This is a genomic window from Ruegeria sp. AA6 (assembly GCF_056542865.1).
In genome coordinates this window covers 47,651-66,374 of the sequence record NZ_JBQGAN010000001.1, presented here as the reverse complement: position 1 = coordinate 66,374, position 18,724 = coordinate 47,651, and the positions used below count along the sequence as shown (strand labels likewise).

15 protein-coding genes are annotated in these 18,724 nt (G+C 53.9%); 5 read left to right on the top strand and 10 right to left on the bottom strand.

Going from position 1 to position 18,724, the window contains the following annotated elements; genetic code table 11:
- Genes ACR0LN_RS00265 through ACR0LN_RS00250 form a run of 4 tightly spaced genes read right to left on the bottom strand, consistent with a single transcriptional unit; the run spans position 1 to position 3,621 of the window.
- Entirely contained in the window at positions 1 to 1,152 is a 1,152-nt protein-coding gene (locus tag ACR0LN_RS00265) for a CaiB/BaiF CoA transferase family protein (protein WP_480426806.1), read from the bottom strand.
- Positions 1,149 to 1,796, bottom strand: coding sequence for an enoyl-CoA hydratase/isomerase family protein (locus ACR0LN_RS00260; protein WP_480426805.1), 648 nt, complete (start codon positions 1,794 to 1,796; stop codon positions 1,149 to 1,151). Before ACR0LN_RS00260 ends, ACR0LN_RS00265 begins: the two co-directional genes overlap by 4 nt.
- Complete coding sequence (locus tag ACR0LN_RS00255; RefSeq protein ID WP_480426804.1) at positions 1,793 to 2,533, bottom strand: class II aldolase/adducin family protein; 741 nt, start codon at positions 2,531 to 2,533, stop codon at positions 1,793 to 1,795. Before ACR0LN_RS00255 ends, ACR0LN_RS00260 begins: the two co-directional genes overlap by 4 nt.
- Positions 2,533 to 3,621, bottom strand: a complete 1,089-nt coding sequence (locus tag ACR0LN_RS00250) for an aromatic ring-hydroxylating oxygenase subunit alpha (RefSeq protein WP_480426803.1) — start codon at positions 3,619 to 3,621, stop codon at positions 2,533 to 2,535. The genes ACR0LN_RS00255 and ACR0LN_RS00250 overlap by 1 nt, the downstream gene beginning before the upstream one ends.
- A 116-nt stretch (positions 3,622 to 3,737) precedes the next feature.
- Between ACR0LN_RS00250 and ACR0LN_RS00245 the strand changes: the two genes are divergently transcribed.
- Positions 3,738 to 4,637, top strand: a complete 900-nt coding sequence (locus ACR0LN_RS00245) for a LysR substrate-binding domain-containing protein (RefSeq protein ID WP_480426802.1) — start codon at positions 3,738 to 3,740, stop codon at positions 4,635 to 4,637.
- Positions 4,638 to 4,840: 203 nt separating this feature from the next.
- On the opposite strand, the gene ACR0LN_RS00240 is transcribed toward ACR0LN_RS00245, so the two are convergent.
- Positions 4,841 to 6,091 carry a M24 family metallopeptidase gene (locus tag ACR0LN_RS00240; RefSeq protein WP_480426800.1) on the bottom strand — a complete coding sequence of 417 codons (1,251 nt, stop codon included), beginning with the start codon at positions 6,089 to 6,091 and terminating at the stop codon, positions 4,841 to 4,843.
- On the bottom strand, positions 6,088 to 6,873 hold the full coding sequence (locus tag ACR0LN_RS00235) for a HalD/BesD family halogenase (protein ID WP_480426799.1): 786 nt from the start codon (positions 6,871 to 6,873) through the stop codon (positions 6,088 to 6,090). Before ACR0LN_RS00235 ends, ACR0LN_RS00240 begins: the two co-directional genes overlap by 4 nt.
- Positions 6,874 to 6,974: 101 nt before the next feature.
- Between ACR0LN_RS00235 and ACR0LN_RS00230 the strand changes: the two genes are divergently transcribed.
- Entirely contained in the window at positions 6,975 to 7,865 is an 891-nt protein-coding gene (locus ACR0LN_RS00230) for a LysR substrate-binding domain-containing protein (protein ID WP_480426796.1), read from the top strand.
- Between the two features lie 452 nt (positions 7,866 to 8,317).
- On the opposite strand, the gene ACR0LN_RS00225 is transcribed toward ACR0LN_RS00230, so the two are convergent.
- From ACR0LN_RS00225 to ACR0LN_RS00215, 3 genes are all read right to left on the bottom strand, one after another.
- Entirely contained in the window at positions 8,318 to 9,430 is a 1,113-nt protein-coding gene (locus tag ACR0LN_RS00225; RefSeq protein ID WP_480426795.1) for a mandelate racemase/muconate lactonizing enzyme family protein, read from the bottom strand.
- Positions 9,427 to 10,422 carry an Ldh family oxidoreductase gene (locus ACR0LN_RS00220; protein WP_480426792.1) on the bottom strand — a complete coding sequence of 332 codons (996 nt, stop codon included), beginning with the start codon at positions 10,420 to 10,422 and terminating at the stop codon, positions 9,427 to 9,429. The genes ACR0LN_RS00225 and ACR0LN_RS00220 overlap by 4 nt, the downstream gene beginning before the upstream one ends.
- 427 nt (positions 10,423 to 10,849) lie before the next feature.
- A complete protein-coding gene (locus ACR0LN_RS00215; protein WP_480426791.1) occupies positions 10,850 to 11,752 on the bottom strand; it encodes a LysR substrate-binding domain-containing protein in 903 nt (300 codons plus the stop codon).
- A gap of 107 nt (positions 11,753 to 11,859) precedes the next feature.
- Between ACR0LN_RS00215 and ACR0LN_RS00210 the strand changes: the two genes are divergently transcribed.
- Together ACR0LN_RS00210 and ACR0LN_RS00205 are read left to right on the top strand one after the other, a co-directional pair.
- Positions 11,860 to 13,410 carry a trimethylamine methyltransferase family protein gene (locus ACR0LN_RS00210; RefSeq protein WP_480426789.1) on the top strand — a complete coding sequence of 517 codons (1,551 nt, stop codon included), beginning with the start codon at positions 11,860 to 11,862 and terminating at the stop codon, positions 13,408 to 13,410.
- Between the two features lie 15 nt (positions 13,411 to 13,425).
- Positions 13,426 to 14,517: an aminomethyl transferase family protein gene (locus ACR0LN_RS00205; RefSeq protein WP_480426788.1), complete on the top strand. Its 1,092-nt coding sequence runs from the start codon at positions 13,426 to 13,428 to the stop codon at positions 14,515 to 14,517.
- 512 nt (positions 14,518 to 15,029) lie between these two features.
- On the opposite strand, the gene ACR0LN_RS00200 is transcribed toward ACR0LN_RS00205, so the two are convergent.
- Positions 15,030 to 16,913 (bottom strand): SLC13 family permease, encoded by a 1,884-nt coding sequence (locus tag ACR0LN_RS00200; protein WP_480426786.1) that lies wholly within the window; start codon positions 16,911 to 16,913, stop codon positions 15,030 to 15,032.
- Between the two features lie 871 nt (positions 16,914 to 17,784).
- On the opposite strand from ACR0LN_RS00200, the gene ACR0LN_RS00195 reads away from it, so the two are divergent.
- Entirely contained in the window at positions 17,785 to 18,675 is an 891-nt protein-coding gene (locus tag ACR0LN_RS00195; RefSeq protein WP_480426783.1) for an FHA domain-containing protein, read from the top strand.
- Positions 18,676 to 18,724 lie beyond the last annotated feature (49 nt).

The window sequence follows — 18,724 nt, the reverse complement described above, 5'->3', positions numbered from 1 at the left end:
TCAGCCTGCAAGGGCCGCGATGGCCGCGGCGTCATAACCAAGCTCTGCCAGGACTTCTCTGGTATGCTGCCCAAGGCCCGGCGCAGGACTTTCCCGCAAGTCTCGATCAGCAATCGGATTCCTGGCAAATCGCATTTCATGCCCTTCCACCTCTACCGAGGAAAACGCGGCATATTCTTCGGCAATGGAGCTGTCAGCAATAGTCTGAATGTTTTCAACCATCGAACAGGGAATGGCGTTGTCGATCAGAATTTGAATCCAATAGTCGGCAGGGCGCATTTTTAGATGTGTGCCCAGCACATCGTCCAGTGCATCACGGTTCGCCAGCCTTGCTTCGTCCCCCTGAAACCGCGGGTCATTCAACAGTTCGAGAAAATCGATGGCTTCGCAAAATCGTGGCCAATCCTTGTCACTCCCCAGTCCGATGACAATATCCCTGTCCGCCGTGGGATAAGGTTCGAAAGGGGTCATTGAGGGGTGGCGAGACCCAATCGGTCCGGGCACGATCCCGGCATTCAGATAGCGGGCGAATGCGTTTTCCAGGCAGACCCACTGACACGCCAACATCGAGACATCCAGATGGCTGGTCTCTTTCGCGTCGCCGGCGTCGCGTTCATAGAGGCGGTGCAGGATGCCGATGGTGGTAAAAAGTGCGGCCGAAATGTCGCCGATCGAAAAACCGACGCGGGTCGGCTCGCCACCCAATTCACCATTGATGCTCATCATCCCGCTCATCGCTTGAACCACGATGTCATAAGCAGGGCGGTTTGACAGGCTGCCGGTCTGACCGAACCCGCTGATCGAGGCCGAGATCAAGCGTGGGTTGATCTGTTCCAGATCCTCATCGCCACAGCCCAGCCGGTCGCGCACGTGGGGACGCATGTTTTCGACGAATACATCCGCCGTGGCGAGCAGTTTGTGCAGCGCTTCTTTGCCCGCGTCGGTCTTGAGGTCCAGCACCACGGACCGTTTGTTGCGGTTCAACGAGGCGAAATAGAGGCTGATGTCATTCTCGAACGGCGGTGTCGTGCGGGCCAGGTCGCCAGCGGGGTTTTCAACCTTGATCACGTCCGCGCCCAGGCTTGCCAAAAGCCAGGTGCAGAACGGCCCGGACAGTACCGATGTCATGTCGACAACGCGGATCCCATTCATGAATAACTCCTTCCGAGCATGGATTTCAGAGCTTTTAGATGCGCTTCGTCGGCGGACAGCGCCGTTTTACAAAGTTCAAGGCAGGTGTGCTTTAGCGCCTCTCTCGGAACCAAGTGGTCAACCAACCCCCAGTTTAAGGCATCCGCAGCGTTCACTGTTTCACCACACAAAAGGACCGCAGCGCTGCGCCCCGGGCCGATCAGTGCCTGCAGTTGGTCAACGTCATATTGTGCCGGTAGCGCATTGTTTTTGAGGACAGGATACGAAAACCGTGCCTCGGGCACGCAGACCCGGATGTCACATCCCAACGCAACGGTCAGCCCCCCGCCCATGCAGGGGCCGTTAATAGCTGCAAGGGTTACTACAGGAATAGTCCTGAACGTCTCCGCCATTTCATCCCAAAGATCCGGGCCGCTCGTTTCGTCATAAAGCGTGTCCAAGTCTGCGCCAGCGCAGAACACTCTCTCGCCCGCTCCGGTTACGATAACGGCGCGCAACCCGTCATCTTCAGCTGCCGCTTGAAAAATATCGCGCAGCATGACCAGCATGTCCGATGTCACGGAATTGGCCTTTTCGGGCCGGTTAATGGTGACCGTTAAGCAAGCGCCGTCACGTCGGCTCAGGATCGGACTTTCGTCTCTCATAACCGAAACTCCGGCACGGTCCGGTCCAGCATTCGGATCAACGCAGGCCACTGAAGCCCCCCATGCGGCCCGTTTTCGGTTGAGCCCCAGTCATGCAGGGCGGACATGGCATCTTTGGTGATCTCAATCGGCTTGTCCGTAGTACTCAAAATGTCCACTTGAATTTTACAGGCCATTTCAAGGTAGTAGTGATAAATAAAGGCCTCCGCCGCTGTGCGACCGACCACCAAAAGTCCGTGATTTTGCAACAGCATGGCGAAATTGTCACCCAAATCGCGGGCCAGCAGTGCACCTTCATCCGCGACTTTAGTTGAATCCTGATAGGAATGGCTTGTCAGTGTACCGAGTACGAAACCGGAATGCTGTGACAGCGGCATCAGCCCCCCGGGCATGGCTGACACAGCAACCCCAGCACGGGTGTGGCTGTGAATGACGAAATTCACGTCCGGGCGCGCGTTCAGGATGCCGGAATGGATAATATGCCCGGCCAAATTGACAGTTCGACCGCTGCCCGGCGCATGGTCAACCGCCCGGCCGCAAAAGGACATCCGCGTAAGATTCGAGGCGGTGATCTCATCAAACATAAGATCATGCGAGTTCAGCAGATAATGCCCCGGATCATCAGGCAACCGTGCTGAGATATGTGTCGAGGTCAAATCGGTCCAGCCATAGTGATGCGCAAGGCGGTAAAGCGCGGCGAGGTCCCGGCGGATGGCACCTGTATTGCTCTCGGGCATCAAATTTCCCCCAAGGCGTCGCGGTACAGGTTGTGGAAGTGGCGCAGGCCCACCTCGCTCATCGCACCGGAGCCATCACCAATGACATATGGTCCGGGCTCAAAGGCGCGGCTTTGCATCCCCTTTTGGATCTTGGAGACGACCACCTCATCTTCTGCGCCGGTCGTGGCCTTGTGCTTGTGCATCAGGGCAATCACGTCCTCGTCTTCGATATCCCCGCTGGAAAACCAGCGATAGCGATAGATCGTCTTGTTCCAGGCCACCGGCAGGAACTGCCGGATCGTGAAATAGCCGCCCGGATAGCAGCACATCGAGACATTTGGGAAAACCCAGTAAGCCCCATAGTCACCCGCGCGAGGATTGGCGGTTACGTCGTAGTCATACTGCTTTTCGTTCTTCGTCTGCGCCTTGCCGTCGTGCCAGATGGTCTTTCCTCTGGGGGTCGTGGTGTAGCCATCCATATCCAGAACCCCATGTGTCAACGAGCTCGCGTGTACGGTCGGGCAATGGTAGCACTCGTTGTAGTTTTCGACAGAAAGCTTCCAGTTGCTATCATGAGCGATTTCGGTTTCGCAGACAAATTTCAATTGGGTCGGGTCGGGGTGAAAACTCTCAAGATTCTGGCGATATTCCTCCAGCTCTGGCCCCATGGGCACAGCGCCTTCATCAAGATTGACAAAGACAAAGCCGCAAAACTCCTCAACTCTGATTTTTCGCAGATTGATTTGGTCACAGCTAAGGCCATCGCTCGCTTTTGAACCTGGTGCCCGACGTAGCTTGCCGTTCAGTTCATAGGTCCATGCGTGATAGGGGCAGACCAACACCCGCTTACCCTTGCCTGTTCCCTCCACCAGCGGGTGGCCACGATGGCGGCAGATGTTGTAATAGGCGTTGATATCCCCATCCTTTGTACGGATAACAAAGATATCCTCGTCCACGATGGCAAATGTCTTGAAATCGCCCGCTTCCGCGATCTCGGACACATGGCAAACGCATTGCCAACTGCGAAAGAATATCTTCTCCTTATCAATCTCGAACCAGTCCGGCTCGGTATAATACTGGGCCTGCAATGGCTTATCCCGTGACATCAGCGCCCCACACCTTCCCTGCCGTTTTGCATTTGAGTTTTAGCCTGCCTTGCTCTGATCTCATTGCATAGATAAAAAGTTTCTGCATCTAAGGGTAATTAGAAGTTGTCCTAGCAATGACAGATCACACCGATCAGGCGCCACTGGGAGCGATACGTGTCTTTGCGGTTGCCGCTCAGTACGGCAACTTCAAGCGGGCCGCAGCTGAGTTGGGCGTGACTCCAACCGCCGTCAGTTCTCAGATCAAAACACTTGAGGCTTACCTCGGTTGTAAATTGTTTGACCGCAAGGCGCAGTCGGTGACGTTGAACCAGGCCGGCCAGCAATTTACCGAGGCCTGCGAGGCTGTCTTTACGCGACTTGACAAGGCAGTACAGGACGTTCGCCAAGTGGCCAATCGTTCGTCGATTACAGTAGGCGTAGGTGCGTTGATCGGATCTCAATGGCTGTCCAAACGCCTGTTCAGCTTCTGGCAGCGCTTCCCTGAAACCGGGCTACATCTGCAATATTCCCCTGGCGGCGTCGAATTTTCGGGTGGACAGACTGACATGATGCTGGCTTGGGGCAACGGGCGCTGGCCGGGATTGACATCGGAGCCCTTGCTTCGTCTCAGAACTTCGCCGGTTGTCGGCCCTTCTCTTTTGAACGGGAAAGCTCTTCCAACCGACCCTGCAGAACTGTTGAACCTACCCTTGCTCCACTGGAAGGATCAATTCGACTGGCTGGAGTGGTTCGAGGCAATGGGCGTCGAAACAGACCATCGCCTACCCGGCGTTGTTATCGACGACTCCAGTGTTCTCCTCAGGGCCGTCCTGTCCGGTCAAGGCGTTTCGCTCGGACTGTTGCCGCTCATCGAGAGTGAATTGAATACCGGGCAGTTGGTCCAGCCGTTCGCCGAAAAATTCACGCCATCGCGATCCTATCATCTGGTCTACCCACAGGATGCTATGGAGCAGCCGCAACTGAAAGCATTCAGGGATTGGATTGTAGAAGAAGCCAACCTGAACCAATACTAATAGAAATACTACGAAGGTAGACGTTCATAGGATATGCTGTACCTAGGATATCTGGGCGCGATTTGTTGTTGTTTAGTTGCGCCACTTGTTGCCAGGAATGATCCCGGCGGGCCCCATATTTCCGGGTGATAAGGCCCGTCTGAGCGTCGGCTTTCACCCTGGTTTCTTGGACTGCTATCTTTTGCCTGAATTGCCGCAGGGCGTCATTCAAACGGGAAAGTATCTAGTCGCTCGTATCCCTCGTCAGTCACCAGAACTTGGGTTTCAAGTTTGACACTCTCTGTACCCTCTTCGGCTATCAAGCTTTCGACGCAGACAACCATACCAGGCTCGAACAGTCCGGACATCGCACCTGGCCCCCAATCTACGTGCAAGGGTACCACCGGCCATTCATCAGCCATGCCGACGCCGTGGACTGCGAGTGAATAGCGGTGGCGTAGGTGCGCATCGGGGATGCGCCAACTCAGTTCATTAAATTCAACAAAATTCATGCCGGGCCGCACAAGTTCAAGATTATGATAAACTTGATCCAGCGCCGTGTCATACAAACGACGCTGTGTATCAGTCATCTTGGTATAGCCACAGGTCCAGGACCGCGACAGGTCGGCGCAATACCCATAAGGCCCGATCATATCGGTATCGAATGAGATCATTTCACCGGCCTTGCAGACCCTATCTGAGCATTCCTGATACCATGGGTTAGTTCGCGGACCACAGGTTAGCAACTTGGTTTCCAGCCAGTCCCCGCCCGAGCGAGCGTTTTCGAAATGCAGATGCGCCCAAAGCTCGCGCTCGGTTACCCCGGGATGGGAGTGGTCATAGATGCGAGCCATGCCTGCCTCGCAGACACGGATCGTCCAACGCATCAGTTCTATCTCATCAACTGATTTGATCGAACGCGCGACCTCAGTGATTTGCGTGCCCTCGATATAGATCAGCCCGCGCGCTTCCAACGCATGGACACCGCTTCCATCCAAAGTGTCGCAGGCAATTCGGGTATTACCGCCACCATATTGCCGGATCAGATCAGCAATTTCGTCTGCCCAGCTTTCAACCGCCGCGCCTGTCTTGTCACCCGAGGCCATGAACATCCACGTTTTGGCGATACGAATTTCGTCAATTCCCGGCAATCCCTCGCTTTGATGCAGGCAGCCCTTGAATTCGAACATGATCGCCGGACCACCCGCAAGGATCAGCGCGTAGCGCATGGGATTGTGTAGCGTCCAAACCTGCATGTTCGAACAATCAAACGCGTAGCGAAGATTGCATGGATCATAAAGCAATAGCGCTGCGCAATCCGATTGTTCCAGATAGTCGCGCAGACGTTGCAGTCGATATTTCCGCGCGCGGTTCAAGACCGTGTCGGGCACAGGACTTTTTAGGGGTTTGTCAGCGCCATCAGCATTCAGATACGTCAGTTTACGACTGTCCTTGAACGCGGCACTTACATTCATGACGCACGACCATAGAACCCGATGCGCTCCTGCTCTGAGAATTGCACACCGGGGCGTTCGTAGTATGAGAATACAGCGATGATGCGATCATGATCACCTTTGACAGGCGTTACACGATGAGCCGTATTCTTGCCTTTGAAAATGTTGAGAGTACCCGGCTCAAGCGTGATGAGCGTTGGCGTGCGCCGCCCCTCCAACAGGTCTGCCACGCCATCGAAATTTGGGTTCGTTTCGCTGCGCAAATCCTGATCATACTCGAATTCACCCCCGTCATCAGGGGCTTGCAGCAACAAGGTCGTCGTAAATTCAGAGCGGTCGAAATGCCAGTTGAGTGTCTGACCTTCGGAATAGCCCATGACATTAACGCGGGCCAAAGGGTCCTGCATTGTGAACAGTGCGGCTTTGTCCATTACGGCAGCAAGGAACAGCGCGAATGGCTGCCATTCATACAGGCGAATTAACGCGGTACTGCCCATTTGATCCGCGCAGATTGTGCGGTTCGAGGTTTCAAATTCTGCCAACGCTGGATGATCGGCTTCTAGACCGTCGATATCTTTTTTGAAGTAGATGTTGTGACGCCGAGCGTGAGTGAATGCCTGACGATCAAGAATCGGCTTCAATTCATAAATTGTGCCCGGCAACGCCTCTGGCCGGATAAAGCCCGGCAAATTGAACAACCCATCTTTAGCCAGGCTTGTTTTGCAGATTTCGACCAACTCCTTCCAGACAGTACTATTTGGCTCGTCCAGGGGATAACGCTCCAAGTCGATCAGGTCTTTCATGCCAGTTCCTCCACCGCGATGAACACAAGTTAAGTGTGCGCCTCTCTTTCAATCAATAGTCATTCTAATTATGGTCCATAAGCAAAGCTTTCGGACAGACTATGGACAAAAACACCCCACTTAACGCCCTGCGTGCATTCGAGGCCGCAGCCCGCACGGGATCGTTCACCAACGCAGCGCGTGAGTTGGGCGTTAGTTCAGCTGCGATCAGTCAACAGGTCAAACTGCTCGAGGATTTTTGGCAGGAGACGCTGTTCATACGGCAAGGCAATCGAATTTCATTAACTGAAGCGGGGCAAACAGCCTATCCGCAGCTTGCTCATGCTATGAGTGAGCTGGGCACGTTGTCAGCCAAGATGAAGCGCAAGCGGCAGCGGAAAAAGCGGCTAACACTAAGCGCACCTCAATCAGTGGCTGAAACATGGCTTGCACCGAAAATCGCTGCGCTCTCGGATGATAACACTCATGTGCCGCTCTGTATCCGCGTCGACGAAGACCCCATTGACCTTGTGCTAAACAAAGTGGATTTGCGGATATTCTATGGCCACGATCTATACGGTGAATACCAGGTTGAAGAGCTTTTTGCGGACAGGTTGATAGCCGTTGCCAGCCCGGAATTCGCCGCGCGTCATGGCAACGAATTAGGCGCAATAGAGGATAGTTCATTCATACATACCGATTGGGGGCGCGGGTTTACATCGTCTCCTGACTGGGAAACTGCATTGCTGGGTCAGAGAGGTGTCGACCGTTCTTTGGGACTTCTGGTTCAGTCCAGCAGTACCGCTCTGAATTTTGCCAAGCACGGCTTGGGTGTTGCATTGGTGCCAAGCATGATGGCCGCTGATGATCTTGCCGTAGGCAGGATCACAAAACTGCAATTTGAACCATTGGACCTCACACAAAACTATATGCTGGCCTATCCCAAGAGGCACAGATCAAACCCTGAGGTACAACTAATTCTCGAAAAGCTGAGGAATGTGCAAAGCCACTGACCCAATCAGTCTTTGTTTTGGATATTGCTCCAATGCCTGCCGGAAACGCCAGAATTCTCAATTCGAGCTTTGACGCTTGTGTGGCATTCCGCGTCGTTGGACGCATATTTACTCCTGGTGCCGTGCGGTGAAAGTTCGGCTTTGATTTGGCGTCCTACGACATGGTTGGATGCGCGAATTGGAGACTATGGCAGCGACAGGCGAGTCGCTCCCGCGATGAAGATCAGAAGCGTGGCGTCCGGTATCGCGGCACATGTCATTGCAGACAGAAATCAGCGAACAGGTCTATGTCTTTTCCGAGGTATATCGCCGGTATTAGCACATCAAAGCGAGCTGTTTCCTTGTCACAAGAGACAATTCTCAGATCGCAAAATACATGGCTTACAGTTCTTCAGACATACTCCGATGTCGAGATGGGCAAACTATTTTCTTGGCTTGAGGTACGGCTCCCATTAACCCGCCTGTACAAATGGCTCACCAAAGCTGCTTGAGGCGACCGTTACTCCCAAACCCGCGCCTTGGGGCAAATGAAGTTGGCCATCACTGCACTCTGGCATTCCAGTCGCGTTTTGCACCGTCACCCAGTTCATGAAATCGACAGTATGCGCTGCGTTTCGTGCCGGGAGTCTTGCCATCATTTGAGCGGTGGCGGCTGTGTTGATCGTACTACCACCCGTATCCTCAATTGTGACCTTCAAGCCCAGTCTTACGGCCACATCACTGAGTAAGCGGGTTGGTCCGATACCGCCGAGACGTGCGATCTTGAGCGTGACGCCAGAGATCATCCCATTAGCATGAGCGGTCAACACGTCCTCCAACCCGGTTACACCCTCATCCAGAATGAAAGGGTGGGAACAGGATCGGGCGACAATCCGGTTTTCCGCCATCGACATGCAGGGTTGTTCCAGCCAAAAGTCCAAGTCGCCGACCCCTCGCAAAAAACGCAATGCGTCTTCAACCAGCCATCCGCCATTAGCATCCGCATACAATGCAACCGATGGCGGAACTGCATCTCGGACCGCGCGCATGCGCTCAATATCCTCCAAAGGATCCTGCCCGACTTTCACCTGCAGCCGCCGATAGCCCTGTTTGAGGTAAGCCTGTGCAGCCTGCGCCATGTCCTCTGGCGACGCCTGACTGATAGAGCGATAGAGTGTGGCAGATTGCGAGGCCGCGCCGCCCAATAGCGAACAGAGCGGAAGGTTTGCACGACGTGCAGCCAAATCCCACGCCGCCATGTCAATCGCGGATTTCACACCGGGTTGACCCAGCATGGCAGTGTCGAGCGTCTCTGCAAGCTGCATTGGCGCGTCGGAGGGCTGTCCAATTATACTTGGCAAAAGGCGGGCCGTGCCTTCGGCCATTTCCTCGGGGAATGCTTCGGCGTAAAATGCACCAAGCGGCGCCGCCTCACCCCAACCAACCGTTCCGTCGGCCGCTGCAAGGGCGACGATAATGGCGTGAAACCCGTTTTCGCTCTGACCTCGGCAGGTATACGTCCCTCCGACGAACGGTTGATATTGCCGCCACGCACGGGCTGAAACAATTGGAACAAGGTTAGTCATGCGATTGCCTTCAACTCGCGCAGCGATTCAATCAGTACATCATCCAAATCGACGCCCTCGACTTCTATACGCCGCCTGTTCTCATGCCGCCGATCCCCTGGCACCCGTGTTCCATCCTCTGCGGTCATTGCGTCAAGCATCGTCTCAAGTCGGTTTTCAAACGAGACGTCATGAGTCAGCCCATCAGGGCGGATCGCAATCAGGGTTTGACCAAGGTTCGGTGGCCCGCCTTCGTCATCACCCAGAGATGAAGCGCGATAGGACCAGTTTGCACCGGTGAGCCCGGCCGCCAATGTTTCGACCATCAATGCAAGGGCAGCCCCCTTGTGCCCGCCAGCAGGTGCTATTGACCCAGCCATTCCTGCCTCGGGGTCTGTTGTGGCTTGGCCTTCCGCGTCCAATGCCCAGGTTGCCGGGATCTGCTGACCTGCCTCCGCCGCATTTGCAAGATTGACAAAGGCCGTTGCCGCCGAAGATGAATCGATCACCAGCGGATCGCCAGAGCGAGGCGCTGAAAAGGACCAGGGATTGGTGCCGAAGAATGGTGTCTTGCCTCCATATGGTGCCATTGTCGAAGATGCGTTGGCCACCATGATCGCAATAAGCCCGCGCCGCGCCAGACGATCCGTAAAGTATCCCAAAACGCCACACGCATAGGCATTCGCTATACCCATCAAAGCGATGCCATGTTCAGAGGCGGCTGTAACCAACGCGTCTTCACCCGCCTCATATGCGGGATGTGCAAAACCTGATTTGGCATCAACCCGGATCATTGCTGGGGCCATATGGAACACGTCAGGAACAGCGTCGCCAAGTATCTTGCCCACGCGTAGGTGCTGACAATAGTAAGGTAGGTAGCCAAGGCCAATCCCGCGAGTGCCCTCGGCCTCTGCTGCGCGAATGGACCGGGCCACCGAAGCTGCCTGAACGTCACTTGCGCCGGCGACACTCAAAGCGCGCTTGGATGCAAGCTCCACTTGGTCAAGAGTCATTTTGGTATTCATGTTCTATCCCTTCAACACCGCAGACCTGCGCAGCAGGACCAGTCCCAATGCAGCTTAATTCCGTATTTGCGCCAAGGTGAAGCTGGATCACAATGCCTCTTTGACAAAGCAAGGTTACGTCGTGGAATCTGCGCTTCTTGAACTGAGGGACTTGATTCAATCGACGGAAAAATTTGCCACCCAAACCCCGGCGCCCCAATCATTGCCTAAAACCCGTATTAACTTTGAAGTTGTTACCACCACCTCTGTAACGAGGCCCGCAAGCGTTGCGCAGCTTCACTGCGGCATGTCCCATCGGCCGTTCGTTTTTCGTGTATTTCTGAAATTCTAAACTCAGGGGCACAAATGGTCTATGCCGCTAAAAATCCAGCAACTGACCTACTTCACGCACCCACAGTTGCCGGCTACCCGCATCTCAGGCGGGATCGAGCGCCACGCCCGATTGCGGCGACTGACTTTGCAGCCATTCAACGAAAGCACGGACGCTGTTATGGCTTCCGCTTTGTCGCGGGCGAGCCAGGAAGTAGCCGTAATCCTGAAGCGTGTGTTGCGACAGGCGAAACAGGTTGGCGTCCCGAAGTTCTTGCTCGACCAAGTCATCCATCAGTGCAATCCCCTGGCCATCAATAACAGCCTGAACCCGCACGTTGGGATCTGGAATAATAAGCGTGTCCCTGCGCGTCTGGTGTGGCAAACCCGCTACGTTAAGCCAGTCGGTCCAGGCGTTGCTGTCATCATGATCGCGCAGCAGCGTGAAGGTAGAAATCGCCTGTTCCATGCCGAATTCCTCCACCGCGCTCAAAGCCTCTGCATTTCCCACGGGATAGGCCGGGCACGGCAGGAACGGAGTGATTTCAACATCGTTCCAATGACCACTGCCCCATCGGATCGCTAGATCCACTCCCTGAGCTTCAAGTTCGAACAGCCGGATCATCGGCTGCAAGCGCAACTGAATGTCCGAATGATCCTGCATGAATGACATCAGTCTGGGCGATAGCCATCGCGCAGCGAAATAGGTTGACACACCAACGGTCAATGTTCGGGCAGAGATGCCCGTCATTGCCAGAAGCTCAGCCTCGATATCCTCGTAATGGCTTCGGCAAGCGACAAGCAGCTTCCGTCCCGCAGCCGTCAGCTCTACTCCGCGGGCTTTCCGCTGAAACAATCGAAGGCCCAGGTCCGCTTCCAGCGTTTTGACCTGATAGCTGACGGCGCCTTTGGTCATGTTCAGCGCTTCAGCTGCATCAGAAAAGCTATGGTAGCGAGCAATTTCAACGAACAGACGCAGTGTGTCGTGATGGCGGAAACCTACAGGCATGATTTGAACGTATAAAAATTTTGAACGTAGTGGGCAAATAATTTCGATTGTCGAACGCGTAGTTTCACAAATGATGGCAAACTGTAAGCCTCTCAGGAGATCGATCGTTGGAAAAATTGAACGCTTCCACGCATATCGCGCAACGTAGGCAGTCGCGTCGAACTCGGTGGACCCGGCATAACGCGTTGCCCTCAGCACCAGTGTATCATCGCCGCAAAATTCCGACTTACAATTTACTGGATAAAACAGCGCTGAGTCGGATCGAAACTCAGGCAGATTGGATTCTGGAAAACGTCGGCATCGAATTCCGAGGCGACGATGTGGCGCTTGCTTTGTTTTCAGAGGCCGGAGCCCGGGTCAACGGATGCCGGATTCAGTTAGAACCGGGCCATGCCAGATGCATCTGTGCGGATGCACCTTCCGCATTTCAACTACATGGTCGCATTCCCAAACGAACGGTTTCCTTAGGGGGCGACAATCTGGTGCTCATGCCGGGATATGGCTCGCCCTTTGTCAGTGATCTGCTTCGGGGCCGACGCTATGCCACTCTTGAGGATTTCCAGAACTTCGTAAAACTCGCGCATCACTCACCTGCGCTGCACCATTCCGGTGGAACTGTTGTCGAACCGACTGATGTGCCGGTGAACAAGCGGCATCTGGATATGATGCTTGCGCATCTCAATCTGTCGGACAAACCGTTCATGGGCGGGGTCACATCCGAACAAAGCGCACTGGACAGTCTGGATATGGCCCGATTGGTCTTTGGCTCGGAATTTCTGGACACACATGCGGTCATGCAAGCGAATATTAACGTCAATTCGCCGCTGATCTTTGATGAGGTGATGTCCCGTTCGCTACGGGCTTACGCAGCGGCGAACCAATGCGTCTGTGTCTCGCCCGCGATATTTGCCGGTGCCATGGGGCCGCTCTCTCCTGCTGCGGTCGCGGCGCAAACCTTAGCCGAAGCCATGGTGGGCATTGCGCTTACCCAACTTGTGCGCCCTGGTTGTCCTGCGGTGTTTGGCAGTTTCCATTCCTCGATGAACCTGCGGACAGGCGCACTGACCTTTGGTTCGCCAGAGGCCAACCTAACGACCATGGCGCTATCGCAATTGGGCCGCCGGCTTGGTGTCCCGGTACGATCAGGCGGAGGGCAGGTCACAGCTTCCAATGCCGCGGATGGCCAAGCCATGCAAGACAGCGCCGACGCGATGTGGGCGACCCTTCTGTCGGGGGGACATCAGATCTGGCACGCTGCTGGTTGGCTAGAGGGCGGGCTGGTGATGTCCTATGAAAAATTCATCATGGACCTCGATCACTGCGGCGCAATGCTTAAGATGCTGCAGGGGTTCTGCACTAGCGACGAGGATTTTGGGCGCGACGCTTATCGTGAGGCTGGTCCTGGTGAGAACTTCCTATCTAGCAGCCATACACTACGCCACTACGCGACGGCCAATTTCGAACCACAAGTGCCGGAGGCCGGGCCTTTTGAAACATGGGACGAAAACGGCCGCTTAACCGCGGACCAGCGCGCAACTGCACGCTGGCAAATGATGCTGGCAGAGTATGAACCTCCAGAGATGTCGAGCAGCACCCGCGTCGCACTGGACGATTTAGCGGCGGAGCGCAAAGCCGCGATGCCCGATGAATGGTACTGAGAAAGGAGTACTTGAATGACCGAAGAACTGAGCCGTACGTCGGCACTTGCTTCACGCCACTTGGCGCTTGGGTCGGGGCTGGAAGACTGGAACGGGATGGGCACCGCCTGGACCTACGATACAGACCCTAATGACGAGCACGACGCGGTACGCGAACATGCGGGCATGTTTGACATGTCGCCACTAAAAAAGGTTTTTGTCCGCGGACCTGACGCACAAGCGGTTCTGGATCACCTGACCACCCGTGATCTGTCAAAGGTCACCCCCGGTAAGGCAGCATATCTTTGCGTTTTAACCGAGGCAGGCGGCATTGCCGACGATGCTATCGTGTCAAACAATGGCGGTGACGAATGGATGATCGTGCATGGCTCTGGCGATACTATGTCGTTGCTTGAAGCCTCGGCACAAGGCCGCGACGTGTCGTTGGAATTCACTTACGACCTCCATGATGTCTCTGTGCAAGGCCCCGCCTCCCTGGATATCCTGAACGCCCATTGCAATATCGACTTGGCAGAACTGGCCTATTTTGAGCACGCTCCCGCCGCGCTTTTCGGCCGTCCCTGCCGAATTTCACGAACCGGCTACTCTGGCGAACGCGGGTACGAAATCTTTGCAGATGGCTCTGTTATCACAGACATTTGGGACAAGCTGACAAAAGCTGATGTGATGCCGTGCTCCTTTACGGCGCTGGACAAAGTACGGATTGAAGCCGGGCTCTTGTTCTACGGATATGACATGACCGAAGAAAACACTCCGTGGGAGGTTGGCCTGGGATTTACCGTAAGCAGCTCGAAAGGAAATTTCCGCGGGAAAGAGGCGCTCATGGTCGCAAGAGGCAGCGCCAAGATCAACAATGTTTGCCTTGAGATCGATCATTCTGACATGGTCGAGGGCGGTGAGGTTTTGACTCTGGACGGAGCAGAAGTCGGGATGATCAACAGCCCTTGCTATTCTCATAGATTGGCCATGTCTTTGGCACTTGCTCATATCACCCCTGGGATCGAAATTGGCGCAGTTTTAAAGACTGTTAGCGATGCTTTGGAAATGACCGCAATCGTGGTCGAAAACCCGGTGTATGATCCGCAAAAGACGCGAACCCATCAGTAACTTAATCAAATGTGGCTGCCGGAAGCGAAATCCGCGATGCCGGTCTCATAACATTCGATTTTGGAAAATTGGCCCAATTAGCTAACGCAGGTCACTGGCAACCCAATACTGCCAGTGGTGCAAAGCCAATAGTGGTGAAACTCAGCCCGCCGAATCTGACATTCGCAGTGATCGCGGCATATTCAAGGGCTAACCCTCGCGCTCGAATTAGCCTGGCGCGACTTTAAAACCGGATACTCTGTACATCTAAGTTGCGCGCCAGAGGAGCAATCGTAGGCAGCGACCGACTATTTCGCTAGATCGACAATGCCAACCCCATGGAAAATTAGGCGAACCTACGGTTCACCTTTGGCTGATCCCACGACAATGCACAGCCCTGTTATTGCAGTATGTTTGTCGTTGTTGCTGCTTGACTAAGCTTGCCCCTTGGACTTTGAAAGACTGGTTTCAAATACCGGGGGAGTTGCCTTGGCGGATGCAGTGAGGGTCAACTCTCCGTCCTTCCCGGTCGTTCAATAGATCACGTTGAGCATTAACAAAGAAACGACCAGGAACAAAACAGTCATCACTCCGCCTGAACGGACAAAGTCCATAACCTTGTACCCGGCGGGACCCATGATCAGGGCGTTTACCTGATGGGTTGGAATTATGAAGCTGTTTGAGGTCGAAATCGCCACTGTCAGCGCAAATACTGCGGGGTTTCCACCAGCCGCCACCGCAATTGAAACAGCAAGCGGCACAAGCAAAACCGTGGCCCCAACATTCGACATAACCAACGAAAAAGCAGTGGCCAAAATTGCGACACCAGCTTGAAGCGCCCAGATCGGCCAACCATTCAAAATGACCATGATTTGTTGGGCTATCCAAGCTGCGGTGCCGGTATTTTGCACGGCCTGTCCCAATGGTATGAGACAGGCCAACAGAAACACGGTGTTCCAACCAACAGCGCGATACGCTTCGTCTACGCTAAGGACACGCGACAGCATCATCCCGGCGGCCCCGGTAAGCAAACAAAGCGATAAGCGAACGTCGGTGAACAGGATCAATGAAAGGGAAATTGCAAAAAAGGCCAAAGCCCAACCAACTTTTTGCGGCCGCAGTTCATCCTGCGGAAAATCAGTTGTGACAACAACAAAATCGGGATCCCGCTTGATCCGCATAAGGTTGTCCCACCTCGTGTGCGCGACAAGCATGTCGCCAGCATGAAATTCTTCGAGCCCGATCTGAGTGGACTCATGCGTATCGGTTTCTACATGGCTGAGCGTTTCTTCCCCCCGATGAATTGCAAGCAGGGACATGCCATATGTCTTGCGAAACAAAAGCTCGCGGGGGCATTTACCAATCAGCTTGCTGTCGGGCGTCACAACGACTTCGGCGATTCCGGCATTTGTAGGTGCAAACTCTTCAACAAAGATATCTAATTCTGGAAGAACGGTCAGACCAAATTTCTTGGCGAATTGCTCGACAACCCATCGGTTTCCAATGATGGCCAGCCTGCAGGGTGCCGCGATCTCGGCGGTCAGGACCTGCACCATAGAAGTCTTGCCGCGGTAGAAAGTGGAAATGATGTAGAGGTGGTTTTCGTGGTTGATATCAGCCAATACTTGGCCAACCAAGGGGCTTTCTGCGGGCACGATTACTTCAAAAACATCTGCTTGAAGCCCGTATACACGCTGCAAGTACTCCTGCGTACCCTGACCTGTGCCAGTACTATCAGATCCGTCGTCTCCAGGCAGGACCCAACGCCCAAGCAACAAAAAATAACCGATCCCGGTCAGTATCAAAACAGCCCCAATTGGCGTCACTGAAAAAAGACCAAATGGTTTTATTTTCTGGCCTTCCGGCAAACCCTCGTTCGCGGTCAGAACTAGATCGTTCAGCAAAATCAGGGGCGATGAACCGACCATTGTCATCGTTCCACCCAAAATGGCGCAAAACCCCATAGGCATCAGCAGACGTGATAACGGTATTCCTGATCTCGACGAAATACGGCTGACAACCGGCAGAAACAACGCGGCCGCCCCCACGTTCTGCATGAAAGATGAAATAACACCAACTGTGCCTGAGACTATCGGCAACACGCGATTTTCAGCTGTGCCACCGTATTTAAGGATTACCGCCGCAACCTTGTTCATTATACCGGTTTTGTCCAAACCAGCGCCGACAATCATGACCGCAATGATTGAAATCACCGCGTTGGACGCAAACCCGTCAAACAAGTGTGTAACATCTGCGAGGTTCTCAAGTCCTGGCGCGTAGCTAAGCAGACCAACAAGGACCAGAACCAGTATCGCGGAAAGATCAATTCTGACAATTTCGGAGACGAACAGAAAAACTGTGAAGGCCAATAGAGCGCAAACCACTCCCATCTCAAACGTAAAGGCTACCTGTTCCAACGAGTTCACCGAGATTTTGTCTTCTTTGTTTATAGTTAAGAACTAAACTACAGCGCCCTCCCTGTCATGATATTTCGTGATCGGCACGTCGCGCGAAACAAAATTTTAAGAGACGGCCTGCGCATTGATCTTCCAGTGAAAGGTGTCTTGGCTGGTACGAGATCGCGCATAGCTTACAAGGTTGCAAACAGAGGATTGTACCACCGAGAATTTCTGCAGCCCTAGCACCCGTCTGAAACGCAGCTCCACCCATTCTGGTTGAAACCGAAGATGGCAAACTCCAATTCGATTGTTGGGCCACCTGCCCCGTCTTTTGCTTTTCCGTTGCATCAAATTCTGGAGAAATCTCCATGCGACCCGCTTGTGTCGACGTCCGGAAACTACAGTTTCCAGCGCCTCGCCTTCAAAGTCGACCGCACGCACCGGAAGTGGCGCTTGCCATTGATATTCTCAAACACGTCTTCGACATGCCATTTCGACGTTAGGTATGCCCGTATTTGGTGAACACGCTTCCGCCTTTTTCTAACGCGCACATCGAACCAAAAAGGTTTCACCGGAACCGAACGTACTGTAACCCGGCCAAGCGGATGGCTTCGGACTGGTTTTGTAGTATTTGATTGATGATCGTCCATTCATGAGCTGAAGCTGCGAAAGCCCCAAGCGCGACAATCCAAGTTCTTTTGACAGGGCCTTCGAACGCAGCTTGGTTTTGGCAACCAGCACGTAGAGCGCGTGCAAGAGGCTAATTCCAACGCTCCTACCCATCTCAAGTGAGTCAGGTTGATTTTTTTAGTTTCGCTAATTTAACCTTGTCTGGAAGTTCAATGCCAAATGGCATGCTGTTTCAAAGAGCAAAATCGCAGAAGTGACCGTGGAATCAAAACTCGCAACCACGATAATTGCCGATATCTCGGATAGCACTCCGTTCTATGAAGCAATGGGGGATGATCAGGCGCAAAAGCTGATACAGTTCGAAATCGAACGCCTGAGAGAAGCTGCAGTTTCCCTTGGTGGCATTCCTGTAGGGCAAAAGGGCGACGACGTCTTATGCTATTTCCTCGATCAGGATGCCGCAGTTCAATCGGCTTTGGAGATGATAAACAAGCCGCACGGAACTCTGCTGTCCGTTCATGCAGGCGTGCACCATGGTCCAGTCGTTTTCGCAAAAAACGGTATTTTCGGTGAAACCGTTAATCTAACTGCCAGATTAGCCGCAGCAGCGAACCCGGGCGAGGCTTGCGTCAGCGAGAGCGTCGCCAGATACCTGAGCCCTGACGTGAAAGAGTTGCTCCTTCCGATAGGGCCACTTCACCTGAAAGGTGTGAGCGATCCTGTAAAGGCCTACTCAATGCGAGCGCCCACAGATGGGCTGAGTACGGTTGTGCACCCGCCAACGCTGATTGGTCGCGGTATCAGTCAAGGGGCTCAAAGCAATAGTTTTACCCTTATCCTCTATCACGAAGACCGCTCATGGCGTTGTCGAGAAGGTGATGAAATTAAGATTGGCAGATCCAAACACTGCGACGTAGTTATGCCTCAGCCGTGGGTTTCGCGGCTACACGCAGTGCTGAACATGAAAAACGGCAAACTTATGCTTACGGATCGAAGTTCTTCCGGGACGTTCGTAAAGCTTGATAACGAAAGAGAAATTCACCTAAAGCGAGAAGCGGTCATGCTGGCGAGTGGCGGATTGATTTCGCTGTCTCTACCCACTCAACACGCCGACGCCCGCCCTTTGGAATTTGAGATCGTACGTCGATGATGTAACCCAATGTCAAACTTCTGAGTTCTGTGGCGAAAGTCTCAGAAGG

Bases quoted from the DNA above. Each gene is read 5' to 3' on its own strand.
- ACR0LN_RS00240 (WP_480426800.1), bottom strand. From the start codon at position 6,091: ATGAATGTAAGTGCCGCGTTCAAGGACAGTCGTAAACTGACGTATCTG.
- ACR0LN_RS00230 (WP_480426796.1), top strand. From the start codon at position 6,975: ATGGACAAAAACACCCCACTTAACGCCCTGCGTGCATTCGAGGCCGCA.
- ACR0LN_RS00215 (WP_480426791.1), bottom strand. From the start codon at position 11,752: ATGCCTGTAGGTTTCCGCCATCACGACACACTGCGTCTGTTCGTTGAA.
- ACR0LN_RS00265 (WP_480426806.1), bottom strand. From the start codon at position 1,152: ATGAATGGGATCCGCGTTGTCGACATGACATCGGTACTGTCCGGGCCG.
- ACR0LN_RS00250 (WP_480426803.1), bottom strand. From the start codon at position 3,621: ATGTCACGGGATAAGCCATTGCAGGCCCAGTATTATACCGAGCCGGAC.
- ACR0LN_RS00225 (WP_480426795.1), bottom strand. From the start codon at position 9,430: ATGACTAACCTTGTTCCAATTGTTTCAGCCCGTGCGTGGCGGCAATAT.
- ACR0LN_RS00205 (WP_480426788.1), top strand. From the start codon at position 13,426: ATGACCGAAGAACTGAGCCGTACGTCGGCACTTGCTTCACGCCACTTG.
- ACR0LN_RS00255 (WP_480426804.1), bottom strand. From the start codon at position 2,533: ATGCCCGAGAGCAATACAGGTGCCATCCGCCGGGACCTCGCCGCGCTT.
- ACR0LN_RS00245 (WP_480426802.1), top strand. From the start codon at position 3,738: ATGACAGATCACACCGATCAGGCGCCACTGGGAGCGATACGTGTCTTT.
- ACR0LN_RS00220 (WP_480426792.1), bottom strand. From the start codon at position 10,422: ATGACTCTTGACCAAGTGGAGCTTGCATCCAAGCGCGCTTTGAGTGTC.
- ACR0LN_RS00260 (WP_480426805.1), bottom strand. From the start codon at position 1,796: ATGAGAGACGAAAGTCCGATCCTGAGCCGACGTGACGGCGCTTGCTTA.
- ACR0LN_RS00235 (WP_480426799.1), bottom strand. From the start codon at position 6,873: ATGAAAGACCTGATCGACTTGGAGCGTTATCCCCTGGACGAGCCAAAT.